Consider the following 13,400-nt stretch of genomic DNA (forward strand, 5'->3'; position numbering starts at 1 on the left):
GGCATTCACGCCGGGCCGGTGCGGTGGCACTACTGTTCGACGGGTATACCCGAAGCCAGAGCGATTCGACGTCGTTCGGCCAGTACTTTGGCGCCGTAGCCACCATCGTTGGGGCCGGTAGCGCCCACATAACACGCCAACCCGCCTTGCACCGAACCACGACGCTTGATGCAGTCGTACAAGATTTTGGTACCGACCTGGATGTTGGCCAACGGATTCAAGGCGGCATCAACCCCCTCGGCAAACTCTTCAAATTTGTCTTTGTGCACCCTTGGCATGACCTGCATCAGGCCTTGCGCCCCGACGTGGCTTTCGGCAAACGGGTTGTAGCGCGACTCGATGGCAATGACTGCAAGCACCAACTGAGGGTCGAGGTCGAGTTCGCGAGCCACACTGAAAACATTTTGAATGAGTACCCCTGCCGCCTTATGGGCAATACGATACTTACGCGCTATGTAGCTGCGCAGTGCCTGACTTTGAGCGCGGCTGACGCCAGGAATGGCATAAGAGTCGACATCGGCCAACACCTGGGAAAACGGCTGATCGATCGAGGGTTGGCCCGGCCCCTGCGCCGCAACCTCGCCGTCGACAACTGGCGGCTTAGCTTCGCCAGATTGATACTGCCCTAACAAACGATCAACGGAAAACACGCGGCCGGGCTCGGCCAACAGGTCGTCTTGCAAGGCGGCCGGACGTAAACTGGACAACAGCGCGGTGTGTACCTGCCGGGTTTGCTCGCGCAACGCGGGCACCGTCATGCTAAGCGCAAACGTAACCAGTGCAGCAAGACCCAGATAAACCGCGCACACGTGCACCAGCTCGCTGAGCTGATGTCGTAAACTTCGAAACGCACGGCCAAGCGCCGCACCCGAATTGATTTGCACCATGGGCCTTGCCTGGAGAGTCTTTTGAAATATCGTGACTTACGCGACTTTATAACGCAACTGGAAGCCAATGGCGAACTCAAGCGCATCAAGGCTGCTGTTTCCACCAAACTCGAAATGACGGAAATCAGCGACCGGGTTTTACGCGACCAAGGGCCAGCCTTGCTGTTCGAAAACGCAACGCACAACAATGCACCTGCCAAAATGCCGGTGCTGGCCAACTTGTTCGGCACACCCCGTCGGGTAGCCTTGGGCATGGGTGCTGAAGACGTCGGCGCACTGCGGGATATTGGCGAACTGCTGGCATCGCTACGCGAGCCCGAGGCCCCTAAAGGACTGCGAGACGCCTTGGCTAAGGTATCGATGCTCAAGTCGGCGCTTTGGGACATGAGCCCCAAAAATGTCAAAGGCGCTCCGTGCCACGACATTGTTCTGGAAGGCAAAGACGTCAACCTGAACGACATCCCCCTGCAGCACTGCTGGCCAGGCGACGTTGCCCCATTGTTAACCTGGGGGCTGGTCATTACCCGGGGCCCTAACGCCAAGCGGCAAAACCTGGGTATATACCGCCAACAGCTCGTCGGACGCAACAAGCTCATTATGCGGTGGCTATCGCACCGGGGCGGTGCCCTCGATTTCCGTGATCACGCCCTGGCCAACCCAGGCAAACCGTTTCCGATTGCCGTAGCGCTGGGCACAGACCCCGCCACCATCCTGGGGGCCGTGACGCCGGTACCTGACAGCCTGTCAGAGTATCAATTTGCGGGTCTGTTGCGCGGGTCGCGCACCGAGCTGACCAAAGCCATTGGCAGTGATCTGTCGGTACCGGCTTACGCCGAAATTGTGCTCGAAGGTCACATCTTGCCGGCCGACCACCCTGATGCCATGCCGTTGTCTGTTCCAGACGGCGTCACCCCACCCAAAGGCGCCGCCTACGAAATGGCACTCGAGGGGCCTTACGGCGACCACACCGGCTACTACAACGAACAAGACTGGTTTCCGGTATTTACCGTCGAGCGCATCACCATGCGGCGCAACCCGACTTACCACAGCACCTACACCGGCAAACCCCCAGACGAGCCAGCTGTATTGGGCGTCGCCCTGAACGAAGTGTTCGTACCGCTCCTCAAACGCCAACTTCCCGAGATTGTCGATTTTTATTTGCCGCCTGAAGGCTGCAGTTATCGTCTGGCGGTGGTGTCGATACGTAAACAGTACCCTGGCCACGCCAAACGGGTCATGTTTGGCCTGTGGAGCGTGTTACGTCAGTTCATGTACACCAAATTCATTGTGGTGGTCGATGAGGACATCGACACCCGCAATTGGCAAGAGGTAGTGTGGGCCATGACCACGCGTATGGACCCGGTACGTGACACGGTCCTGGTCGAAAACACACCGATTGATTACCTGGACTTTGCCTCGCCCGTATCGGGCTTGGGCGGCAAAATGGGCCTGGACGCCACCAACAAATGGCCTGGTGAAACCCAGCGCGAATGGGGCGTACCTATTGCCATGGATGACGATGTAAAAAAACGGGTCGACGCCATGTGGGGGCAGTTGGGTCTGTAATTAGTCAGCGCCCGACGTTTTGTTGCGCCGGGCCATGCGCAAGGCTTGCCAACCCAGCAAGCCGCCCAACAGCGCCCGGAATAGCCGCTTGCCAGCTTTGCCACGCCCGCGGCCCGACAACAGACCTGTAACGCTAGACACCAGAAACGGATAACGCGTCAACAGCCCCACTCCCTGCATCAGCAGGTTACTGGCCCCGCCCTCACCCAGGCCGCGCGGCAAAACACCGCGCACCAAATTGCCCGGCGACAGATCGTTGACCAAGCCCGCCGAATACTTGCGTAAATTTTGACGCTCGATAGCGGCACGCGCACGCAAGAGCTCGATACGTAATTCACGGGCCTCAGCGCGAGACATACTCTTGCTCATAGCCCCCCCTGCAAACGGTCGGAGGTGTCGCTGTCGGTCGAAGTACGGGCGGGTTCACGCACCCGAACCAGCAAATCGGCATCGCGGCGAAGTTCGTCGAGGGTGGCGGAGAAAGGCGGCGGACCATTAACCAGCGCATGACGTACCGCCCACAAAAGACCGCCCCCGGCGATAGCGTAAAGCAGTGCCAGCACACCAAGGGCCATGTAGCGGTATTCGGTAGGCCAAAAATACAGCGCTACGAGCAACGTAAAAACAAATAAGGCCAGCGTAAGACATACCAGCGCGCCAAACGCCATGGCCAGCATGCTGACCAGACGGGCGCGCTGCTCGGCCGCCTCGAGGGAAAAAAGTTCGAGGCGGGTGCGAACTGCCGAAAGAAACGTTACGGACAGATCGCTGACGGACTGACGTAATGCCATAAGGCGCGACGTCCGGCTTAGCGGCGGCTGATGAGCATGCCGATAAGCAAGCCAGTCAGGCCGGCAATACCGATAGCCTGCCAGGGGTTGTCGTGAACGTATTCGTCGGTAACGCGGGCAGCACGGCGGCCGCGTTCGAGCATGGCGTCTTGAGTGTCGTAAAGGGCTTCGCGGGTGCGACGCAACGAGAGCATGGCACGCTCACGCAATTCGGTGGCCTTGTCACCGGTTGCCTGCGCAGCTTCGCGCAGCAATTTTTCAGCGTCGTCGAGACTGTCTTTGACGCTGTCGATGAACTCTTCTTCTTGCGCTTTCAAATCATTCTTAGCCATGAAACTCTCCTTGGAAAGGTTGTGTATCAGTCTTCATACTAACGCAATCGGGCCGCAAAAAATTGACAATTGTTAAAGGCCGGCAAAAAAGCTTAATTGTCATGCCCGTGTTTTGGCGTCAGTCTTCTTTCTGGCGAGTGCCAAAAATGCGGTCACCGGCGTCGCCCAAGCCCGGAATAATATAGCCATCTTCGTTAAGATGACTATCGATGGACGCGGTGTAAATATGCACGTCGGGGTGGGAGGTTTCGACGGCCTTGATGCCTTCGGGGGCCGCCACCAGCACCAGAGCACGGATATTGACCGCACCCGCCTTTTTAAGCATATCGATGGTGGCCACCATCGAACCGCCCGTGGCCAGCATGGGGTCGACAATCAGAGCCAGGCGCTGCTCAAGAGAGCCGGCCAGACGCTCAAGGTAAGTTTGCGCCTGAAGGGTTTCCTCGTTGCGGGCAATGCCCACAGCGCTGACCTTCGCACCCGGCACCAGCGTTAACACGCCATCGAGCATACCGATGCCCGCGCGCAAAATAGGGACCACGGTCACTTTTTTTCCGGCAAGTTTCTCGACTTCGATTTCGCCGCACCACCCCTGAACCTGGTTAGGCTCCAGGGGCAGATCTTTGGTCGCCTCGTAGGTAAGCAGCGCCGCAATTTCTTGCGACATTTCACGGAAATTTTTAGTGCTTAAATCGGCACGACGCATCAAGCCCAGTTTGTGACGAATCAGGGGGTGGCGAATTTCATGGATGGGCATAACAGCTTCCTGCAATAAATATCGGTAATCGTTTTATGAAAGTTTAATGCGTTTACCAGCGACCGTTGGCAACCACCCCAGCCCATCACTAATATCGAAGGGCAAATCGATCGGACGATGCCCTGATCACCGTTCGCTGAGCCAACTGATTAACGCATCGTCGAACGGCCGGATAGCCGTAGCGCGCTCGCCATTGGCCATGCTGATTATTAAGTATCGCTTACCGCTGGCCCCCAGAACATAACCCGCCACCGCTCGCACGTCGCGCAAAGTGCCGGTTTTCAGATGGGCACGCCCCCGGGCTTCGTCGGACCGCAAACGGCGTCGCACCGTACCGTCAACACCGACAATAGCCAGCGACGACATGAACTCCGGCATCATGGGCGAATTCCAGGCAGCCGTCAGCATTTGCGCCAGACCATTGGCCGTCAGCCGGGCCTCGCGCGACAGGCCCGCGCCGTTGTCGATCAGCCAGCCGCGCGTATCGACACCCTGTTCGCGCAAGACGGCCTCAGCGGCCTGGGCCCCGCGTTGGGGTGTCGCCCCGTTGCCCAACTGTTCGGCTCCGAGAGTCAGTAGCAGCGTCCGCGCCATCACATTATTGCTGTACTTGTTCACATGCCGGATAGTGTCCGACAAGGTTTCGGAGTCATGCCATGCCACCAATGCCGCGCGGGATGGCGTAACGCCATCTCGAAACCCTTTACCCAAAGTGCCGCCAAGCTCGGACCACAATGACCGGAATAAGGTTTCGAAGTGCGCTGGCTGCGTGAGCGCAACGCGGTACACACTGAACTCGCCACACGAGCCGGCTGCAGCGCCCGAGACCTGAATTGTGGCCCCGTTACCGGCAGGCACGACAACCGCCCCCACGCGAGGCGAGCCTGGACACACTTGATCTGTCCAGGCAACCTCGCCCACAACCCGGATGTCGCGAGAAGGCGGATCGATTACCGTCACCCATTTCCGAGCGACTGGATCGGGCTGGAACGACAAGCGGACCGCGCCCAGCCCCACCATCAACGCATCTGGACTGGCGTTGTAAGGGCGATCGGGTGCATTGTCGAAGGCACCGGTATCGATGGCAACACGGCCAAACAGGGATCGGTCAACAACGACTTCCGACAAATTTTTAATGCCGCGCAGCCGAAGTTCGCGCAACAATGACCAAAGCTCTTGGACAGTTAAGAAAGGATCCCCGCCCGCTTTGAGATATAGCGGCCCTTTGAGGGTACCCTGGGCGTCGGGCCGGCCGTCGCCATCGGCAAAAAACGCCGTGCGCCAGCGATATTCGGGCCCCAATCCTGAAAGCGCTGTCCAGGTCGTGACCATTTTCATGACCGACGCAGGGTTGCGAGCCTGATCAGCATTAATAGATACCAACCGCGGACCATTGAGTTCCTGCACCACAATGGACACTTCGGCTTCGGCAAGCCGCGTTGCACGCCACGCCTGCTGGAGCTCGGGCGGCAGCCCCTGCCCGAAGGCCGCGCCAGCCATAAGCGCCAAGGCCAGCGCCCCTGCCCATGAAGACACCGATCGAAAACCACGCCATTTGGCTGAACTCGCCATGACTACCCCTGAAACCATGCCTGATACCCCACCGTCATAAAACCGAGCCGGTTTTACCCTTATGCGAACCGACGGAACTAACCGCCCAGTTGGCCCAACTGCAATTTTGACACAAGCGCTTAAAATAGTGGGTTACCCTTGCCCCGGCACACACCCCACCCCGTGGTTTGCCCCGGTATTAAAAACAACGCTTTTCTTTGCGCCATTACGTGACACACGACCTTGACCTGGCGGCGTTCGATTACGAGCTCCCCCCCGAACTGATTGCCCAAAAGCCGGCGGCCGAACGCACCGCTAGCCGCTTGCTGCACCTCGACAAAGCCAGCCAGCTGCACGACCGGCAATTTACCGACCTGCCCGACTTGCTGCGCCCCAATGACCTGCTGGTATTCAACAATACCAAAGTCATCAAGGCCCGGCTGCGCGGCCACAAAGAAAGCGGCGGCAAGGTCGAACTGCTGATTGAACGCATCACAGACATCAACCGGGGACTGGCTCACATCAAAGCCAGCAAGTCGCCAAAGCCGGGCACCCGGCTGCGCATCGCCGACGCGTTCACCATGACAGTAACGGGTCGCCAAGGCGAGCTTTTCGAAGTCGAGTTTCCCGAAGACGCACTAACGCTGCTTGAGCATTACGGCGCGACACCGCTCCCCCCCTATATCGAGCACGCAGCAGACAACGAAGACGACGAGCGCTATCAAACGGTGTACGCCCAACAACCTGGCGCCGTCGCGGCACCAACCGCCGGGCTGCACTTCGACCAACCCATGCTCGACCAGCTGGCCAGCGCCGGTATCGGGCAGTGCTACGTCACACTTCATGTCGGCGCGGGTACGTTCCAGCCCGTACGGGTAGACAAAATCAGCGAACACGTCATGCACTACGAACGCTTCAGTGTCGACGCAGACGTCATTGCACGCATACGCCAGGCACGAGCCAAGGGGGGACGCGTCATTGCGGTAGGCACTACCAGTGTCCGCGCGCTCGAGTCCGCCGCTGCACTGCTGGCGTCAGACCGCCACAACAACAGCCTGACCGGCGACACCAATCTTTTCATCACGCCGGGCTACACCTTTCAACTGGTCGACGCCCTGATCACCAACTTCCATCTGCCGCGCTCGACGCTCATGATGCTGGTGTCGGCACTGGCGGGTATCGAACCTATCCGTCAGGCGTATGCGCACGCCGTCACCCAGCGTTACCGTTTCTTCAGCTACGGCGATGCCATGCTCATCGAAAGCCCACACTCATGACCGGCCTAAATTTCAAACTGCTCCACACCGACGGCCAGGCACGCCGCGGCCAAATCACGCTTAACCACGGGGTTGTTCAGACCCCAATTTTCATGCCCGTGGGCACCTATGGCAGCGTTAAAGCCATGCTGCCGCACGAGCTCGACGACATCGGCGCGCAGATTGTGCTGGGCAACACCTTTCATTTGTGGTTGCGCCCGGGCACCGAAATCATGGAAAAGCACGGTGGCCTGCATGGATTCATGCAATGGCCCAAGCCCATCCTGACCGATTCGGGTGGGTTTCAGGTATTCAGCCTGAACGGCTTGCGCAAAATTACCGAAGAAGGGGTGAAGTTCGCCTCGCCCATTGATGGCGCGCGCCTATTCCTTACCCCCGAAGAGTCCATGCGCATCCAGCGCTCGCTCAACTCCGACATAGCCATGGTGTTTGACGAGTGCACCCCCTACACCATTGACGGACGCCCCGCCACGGCAGAAGAAGCTGCGCGGTCGATGCGCATGTCTTTACGGTGGGCCAAACGCTCACGCGATGCGTTCAATCAGCTCGAAAACCCCAATGCGCTGTTCGGCATTGTGCAAGGCGGCATGTTCGAGTCGTTACGCGACGAGTCTTTAGCCGGGCTGGTCGACATCGGTTTTCATGGTTATGCCATTGGTGGCTTGTCTGTCGGCGAACCCAAAGAAGACATGATGCGCATTCTGGCGCACGTCGCCCCGCGGCTGCCCGAAAACGCGCCGCGCTACCTGATGGGCGTAGGCACACCCGAAGACCTGGTCGAAGGCGTGAGCCAGGGCGTTGACATGTTCGATTGCGTCATGCCCACCCGTAACGCTCGCAACGGCTGGCTGTTCACACGCTACGGCGACATTAAGATCCGTAATGCCCGCTATCGGGACGACACCCGCCCGCTCGACCCCAGCTGCGACTGCCACACCTGCACACACTTTTCACGCGCCTACCTGCACCACCTGCAAAAAGCAAATGAAATCACCGGTTCCCGCTTGAACACCTTGCACAATCTGCACTTTTACTTAAAGATAATGGCCGAAATGCGAGCAGCCATAGAAGCCGGTACATTTGCCCAATGGAAAGCGAAATTTCACGAAGATCGTGCCCGGGGCATCAGCTAGCCAGATATCGCTACAATAGAAAATTAACTTTATTCCCAGGAGTCATTGAATGTCCGCCACAGACACACTTGTACAGATCATCGCCCAGGCCCCCGCCGAAGGTAACGCCCTGATGGGTATGCTGCCCATCATCCTGATGTTCGTGATCCTGTACTTCCTGATGATTCGCCCCCAAATGAAGCGTCAGAAAGAGCACCGCAACCTGGTGGCCAATCTGGCCAAAGGCGACGAGGTCATCACGTCCGGCGGCCTGCTGGGTAAAGTCACCAAAGTCACCGACAGCTATATCACCATCGAAGTCTCCTCGTTGGCCGAGAAGCCCGTCGAAGTACTGTTGCAGCGCGCCTCCGTCACTTCGGTGCTGCCCAAGGGCACCATCAAATCGCTTTAAGCGCATTGCGCCTATCGTCGCCCCGGCCATTCTTTAATGCGCCGGGGCTCGTTCATGTCTTAATCACCGACTCACCATGAATCGCTATCCTCTCTGGAAGTACCTGATCGTCCTGGCCGCCGTCATCATCGGGTTTATCTACACGCTGCCCAATTTTTTCGGTGAATCTCCGGCCGTCCAGATTGCAGGTGCGAAAACATCGGTGAAAGTCGATATGGGTACGCTTCAGCGGGCCCAAGACGTCTTGCGCGCCGAGGGCATCAACGCCACGGGCGCCTATTTCGAACAAAATGGCCCGGTGGGGGCCGTTCGTATCCGCTTCGATTCGACCGACACCCAGCTCAAGGCACGCGACGTCCTGGAAAAAGCCTTTAACCCCAACCCAGCCGACCCCAGCTACACCGTCGCCCTTAACTTGCTGTCTGCATCGCCCGATTGGCTGACTGCCCTGGGCGCCAACCCTATGTACCTGGGCCTCGACCTGCGCGGTGGCGTGCACTTCTTGTTGCAAGTCGACATGCAAGGCGCCCTGACCGGCCGCTACGATGCCCTGTCAAACGACGTACGTACAATTTTGCGCGAAAATCGCGTCGAAAACTCCGGCATAGAGCGCGAAGGCCTGTCGGTTGTTGCACGTTTTGCCAACGCCCAGGCGCGCGACAGCGCCCTGACGACCTTGCGCAGCCGTCTGCCAGAAATGGCCTTCACGGCTTCTACTGCCGGTAGCACCGAAGTGCTGACCGGCCGCCTGACCGAAACCGCTATTACCGAAGTTCAGAACAACGCCCTAAAGCAAAACATCACCACGCTACATAACCGTATTAACGAACTGGGTGTGGCCGAACCGGTCATTCAGCAACAAGGCGCCGATCGTATCGTTGTTCAGTTGCCCGGCGTTCAAGATGTTGCCAAGGCCAAAGAAATCCTGGGTCGCACAGCAACACTCGAAATTCGTATGGTTGAAGACTCGCAGTCGGCCCAAAACGCACTTGCTGCGGGCACTGTACCGTTCGGGCTCGAACGCTTCGAAGACACCAACGGGCGCCCTCTGCTGCTGCGCCGCCAGGTTATTCTTACCGGCGAAAATCTTCAAGACGCCCAGCCTGGCCGAGACCAGCAAACGCAACAGCCTTCAGTCAACCTGACGCTCGACGCCAAGGGCGCGCGTATTTTCCGCGATGTCACCCGCGACAACATCAATAAACGCATGGCCATTCTGCTGTTCGAGAAAGGCAAAGGCCAGGTCGTCACCGCCCCCGTCATTCGCAGCGAAATCCCCGGGGGTCAGGTACAAATTACCGGCAGCATGAATGCCCAGGAAGCGGCCGACATTGCCCTGCTGCTGCGCGCCGGCTCGCTGGCAGCGCCCATGAACATCATCGAAGAACGCACTATTGGCCCTAGCCTCGGTGCCGAAAACATCAAGATGGGCTTTTACTCGACCCTGTACGGGTTTATTGCCCTGGCCCTGTTCATCATGGTCTATTACCACCTGTTCGGCATTTTCTCTACGCTAGGCCTGACCTTCAACGTATTGCTCTTGCTGGCAGCGCTGTCGATGCTGCAAGCTACGCTAACCCTACCCGGTATTGCGGCTATTGCCCTTACGCTAGGCATGGCTATCGACTCCAACGTACTTATCAACGAACGTATCCGCGAAGAGCTTCGGGCCGGGCTACCGCCGCAACAGGCCATTCATCAAGGTTTCGAACGCGCCTGGGCAACAATTCTCGACTCCAACCTGACCACCCTTATCGTGGGTCTGGCCCTGCTGGCCTTCGGCTCGGGTCCGGTACGCGGGTTCGCCGTCGTTCACTGCATCGGTATTCTGACGTCAATGTTCTCTTCGGTGGTGGGCGTACGTGCGCTGGCCAACCTGTGGTACGGGCGCAAACGCAAGCTGCAAAGCATTTCCATCGGCCAAATCTGGAAGCCGAAACAAGACTAAGCGCCCCCAGCAACTTAAGTATCAGGCAACGACACCATGGAATTTTTCCGCATTCACCGTACCATCCCGTTCATGCGCCACGCGTTGGTGCTGAACGCCATCAGTTTGATCACATTCTTGCTGGCCGTGTTCTTTATCGCCACGCGTGGCTTTCATCTGTCCATCGAATTTACCGGCGGCACAGTCATGGAAACACACTACCAGCAGGCCGCCCAGCTTGACCAGATCCGCGGTAGCCTGAACGACCTGGGCTACACCGACTACCAAGTCCAGAACTTCGGTACGTCGCAAGACGTCCTGATACGCTTGCCCCTGCGCGAAGGCGAGAACACCGCCCAACAAAGCGAACGCGTCTTCGAGGCACTTAAGGCGCAAAGCCCCGACGTCGAATTGCGTCGCGTCGAGTTCGTGGGGCCGCAAATCGGCCAGGAACTGGTCAACAATGGTCTTATGGCGCTGCTGTGCGTGGTCATCGGCATCATGATTTACCTGGCCATGCGGTTCGAATGGAAGTTCGCATTGGCGGGCGTTGTCGCCAACTTGCACGACGTCGTTATTATTCTCGGGGTCTTCGCCTTCTTCCAATGGGAATTTTCACTGGCTGTTCTGGCTGGTGTCCTTGCCGTACTGGGTTACTCGGTCAACGAATCAGTCGTCATCATGGACCGCATCCGCGAAAACTTCCGCAAACAACGCAAGGCCAGCGTCAGCGAAGTCATCGACGGCGCCATCACCCAGACGATTTCCCGAACCGTCATCACCCACGGTTCGACGCAAATCATGGTGATTTCCATGCTGATTTTTGGTGGCCCCACCCTTCACTATTTTGCGATGGCGCTTACCATCGGCATCTGGTTCGGTATTTATTCGTCGGTTTTTGTGGCAGCCGCTATTGCCATGTGGCTGGGCGTCAAGCGCGAAGACCTGGTCAAGCCTGTCAAAAAAGACGACCCTGCAGCAGAAATCGAAGAAGGCTAATTCTTATGGTCGTGTGCCGCTCAGTTTAATGTGCGGCCACACACGCTTACGCATGTTCTGACGCCGCGCGTACCACTACACAAAAAAATGCCCCGGTTAACAAAAACCGGGGCATTTTTTTTATTGGCGTTTCAGGCCAAACTTACTTAGACGTAGCGTGCACTACGTAGGCCGTAACGGCTTCCATGTCAGCGGCGTTAAGCGTTGCTGCAAACGACGGCATGGTGCCCAGGCCCTCTTTAAGCGCCTTCATAACGCGAGCCGCGTCAGGTTTGAGCTCGTCGAGGTTAGGACCAATGGCGCCACTGGCACCGGCATCGGCCAATGTATGACAAACCGCACAGGCCGGTACAGCCTTGCTCATGAAGAGTTCTTTACCACGAGCCAACTGCGCATCGTCGGCCATGGCAGGCGCGCCTGCCATGGATAACGCAGCAGCGGCAACTAATGCTGCAAATTTCATTGTGTTTCCTTATTAAACGACCTTGATGGCGACCATATGGTCACGCCAGCTGTTGTTGTTGTAGCCACGATTGTTCTCAACACGGTCGGCTGGTTGCGTTTCGCCCTTGGCGTTGGTGGTGCGGCTGGCAATATTGTAGCTGCCGGGTTTTAAGTCTGCTGTCAGGGCAAACTGCCGCCAAGCATACTTACCCAGGTCGGGGCCGACAAACCGTGCCTCTTGCCAGTCTTTACCGCCGTTAACCGAAACCTCGATTTTGGTGGCTGCATCGATACCACCCATGGCCAAACCCGTAATGACAACTTTACCGGCCTTAATGGGCTTGGCAGGGTCGGAAGGCAATGTAACCCAGGACTTGGGCGGCATTTCCCAGACGGCGGGGAACTGTGGGCCGCCTTTGACGCCAATATCGGTCATGCGATAGCTGTTTTGCTGAATGCTGGCAGGGGACTGCTCTTTGGTAAAAGCCAGTTGCTTCAGGTACTTGACGTTATTTACGCCGGTGTAGCCGGGCACAATCAACCGCAATGGGCCGCCATGCGCCAAAGGCAGCGGCTCGCCGTTGATTTCCCAGGCCAGGATGGCGTCTTTCATGGCGTCTAGCGGCACCGAGCGTTCTACTTGCACCGTCTTGGGGTCAAGCCCGGCGGGGATCTCTTCACCGCCTGTACCCGTCATGTAGACCATGCCATCGGTTACACCACCCAAGGCCTCGACAACGGCGGCCACAGGTACACCCGTAAAGATAACGCAACCCGCTGCCCCAACCTGCCACTGCGTGCCGCTGGGCTTGTGTTGGAAGTACGCGCGACCATTACCCGAACACTGCAACACCATGGGCAACGCCTGAAGCCCCAGCGTTTTAAGCTGGGCCACGGTTAATTTAGCCGGCTTACCCACGCCGTTAACCTCAAGTGTCCAGCCGTCGGGGTCGGCCATGATGGACTCGGGCGGCGGACTGACGTTATTACGAATGAACAGACGGTCGAGCGGGGTAACCACACTGCTACCAAACGCATCGCGGCGCGTTTCAATAGTGTTGGCGCTATGTACGATCAGGCTATCGGCATTTTTCCATTTGGCGTAGTCGGGCAGCGGCTTAGCCGCCGACACTGGGCCGGGATTCGATTGCGAGGCCGGTTCGGTAGAGTCAGCGCGGGCCACACCGCCTACCCCCACCCAAGCAGCCGCAGCACCTGCTGCGGCCATAACGCGACGACGCGGCACATTGATTTGTTCAGACATGACAACCTCCTTGTGTAAATCGGGAAAACCTTCACACCAGCTCAATATATCTTGGTGTTATTAGCTTATTTCCATGATGGA

At 57.9% G+C, this 13,400-nt stretch carries 14 protein-coding genes; 6 read left to right on the plus strand and 8 right to left on the minus strand.

All coding sequences use genetic code 11. The features are described from left to right. Positions 1-29: 29 nt before the first annotated feature. Positions 30-887, minus strand: a complete 858-nt coding sequence (locus PuT2_RS01745; RefSeq protein ID WP_093969300.1) for a lytic transglycosylase domain-containing protein — start codon at positions 885-887, stop codon at positions 30-32. Between the two features lie 21 nt (positions 888-908). Between PuT2_RS01745 and PuT2_RS01750 the strand changes: the two genes are divergently transcribed. Then, on the plus strand, positions 909-2,453 hold the full coding sequence (locus tag PuT2_RS01750; RefSeq protein WP_093969301.1) for a UbiD family decarboxylase: 1,545 nt from the start codon (positions 909-911) through the stop codon (positions 2,451-2,453). Here the strand turns inward: PuT2_RS01750 and PuT2_RS01755 are convergent, their stop codons facing one another. The 5 genes from PuT2_RS01755 to dacB all read right to left on the minus strand — a co-directional run bounded on the left by PuT2_RS01755 (position 2,454) and on the right by dacB (position 5,905). After that, entirely contained in the window at positions 2,454-2,822 is a 369-nt protein-coding gene (locus tag PuT2_RS01755) for a hypothetical protein (protein WP_093969302.1), read from the minus strand. Continuing rightward, a complete protein-coding gene (locus PuT2_RS01760; protein ID WP_093969303.1) occupies positions 2,819-3,244 on the minus strand; it encodes a phage holin family protein in 426 nt (141 codons plus the stop codon). Before PuT2_RS01760 ends, PuT2_RS01755 begins: the two co-directional genes overlap by 4 nt. Positions 3,245-3,261: 17 nt before the next feature. Further along, complete coding sequence (locus PuT2_RS01765; protein WP_093969304.1) at positions 3,262-3,576, minus strand: YqjD family protein; 315 nt, start codon at positions 3,574-3,576, stop codon at positions 3,262-3,264. Positions 3,577-3,694: 118 nt separating this feature from the next. Beyond that, positions 3,695-4,333, minus strand: coding sequence for a uracil phosphoribosyltransferase (gene upp, locus PuT2_RS01770; RefSeq protein ID WP_093969305.1), 639 nt, complete (start codon positions 4,331-4,333; stop codon positions 3,695-3,697). Between the two features lie 126 nt (positions 4,334-4,459). After that, on the minus strand, positions 4,460-5,905 hold the full coding sequence (dacB, locus tag PuT2_RS01775; RefSeq protein ID WP_093969306.1) for a D-alanyl-D-alanine carboxypeptidase/D-alanyl-D-alanine-endopeptidase: 1,446 nt from the start codon (positions 5,903-5,905) through the stop codon (positions 4,460-4,462). A 209-nt stretch (positions 5,906-6,114) separates the two neighbouring features. On the opposite strand from dacB, the gene queA reads away from it, so the two are divergent. From queA to secF, 5 genes are all read left to right on the plus strand, one after another. Then, entirely contained in the window at positions 6,115-7,161 is a 1,047-nt protein-coding gene (gene queA, locus PuT2_RS01780; protein WP_093969307.1) for a tRNA preQ1(34) S-adenosylmethionine ribosyltransferase-isomerase QueA, read from the plus strand. Then, positions 7,158-8,294 carry a tRNA guanosine(34) transglycosylase Tgt gene (gene tgt, locus PuT2_RS01785; protein WP_093969308.1) on the plus strand — a complete coding sequence of 379 codons (1,137 nt, stop codon included), beginning with the start codon at positions 7,158-7,160 and terminating at the stop codon, positions 8,292-8,294. The genes queA and tgt overlap by 4 nt, the downstream gene beginning before the upstream one ends. A gap of 49 nt (positions 8,295-8,343) precedes the next feature. Further along, positions 8,344-8,685 carry a preprotein translocase subunit YajC gene (yajC, locus tag PuT2_RS01790; RefSeq protein ID WP_093969309.1) on the plus strand — a complete coding sequence of 114 codons (342 nt, stop codon included), beginning with the start codon at positions 8,344-8,346 and terminating at the stop codon, positions 8,683-8,685. Positions 8,686-8,761: 76 nt separating this feature from the next. After that, positions 8,762-10,633 carry a protein translocase subunit SecD gene (secD, locus tag PuT2_RS01795; protein ID WP_093969310.1) on the plus strand — a complete coding sequence of 624 codons (1,872 nt, stop codon included), beginning with the start codon at positions 8,762-8,764 and terminating at the stop codon, positions 10,631-10,633. 36 nt (positions 10,634-10,669) lie between these two features. Next, on the plus strand, positions 10,670-11,611 hold the full coding sequence (gene secF / locus PuT2_RS01800) for a protein translocase subunit SecF (RefSeq protein WP_093969311.1): 942 nt from the start codon (positions 10,670-10,672) through the stop codon (positions 11,609-11,611). A 142-nt stretch (positions 11,612-11,753) separates the two neighbouring features. Here secF and PuT2_RS01805 read toward each other — a convergent pair whose 3' ends face one another. Together PuT2_RS01805 and PuT2_RS01810 are read right to left on the minus strand one after the other, a co-directional pair. After that, the gene (locus PuT2_RS01805; RefSeq protein WP_093969312.1) at positions 11,754-12,074 is read right to left on the minus strand and encodes a cytochrome c; all 321 of its coding nucleotides are present in this window, start codon (positions 12,072-12,074) and stop codon (positions 11,754-11,756) included. 12 nt (positions 12,075-12,086) lie between these two features. Next, positions 12,087-13,319, minus strand: coding sequence for a sulfite oxidase (locus PuT2_RS01810; RefSeq protein ID WP_093969313.1), 1,233 nt, complete (start codon positions 13,317-13,319; stop codon positions 12,087-12,089). Between the last annotated feature and the right edge of the window lie 81 nt (positions 13,320-13,400).

This window comes from Pusillimonas sp. T2, from assembly GCF_002236805.1.
Classification (GTDB): Bacteria; Pseudomonadota; Gammaproteobacteria; order Burkholderiales; family Burkholderiaceae_B; genus Neopusillimonas.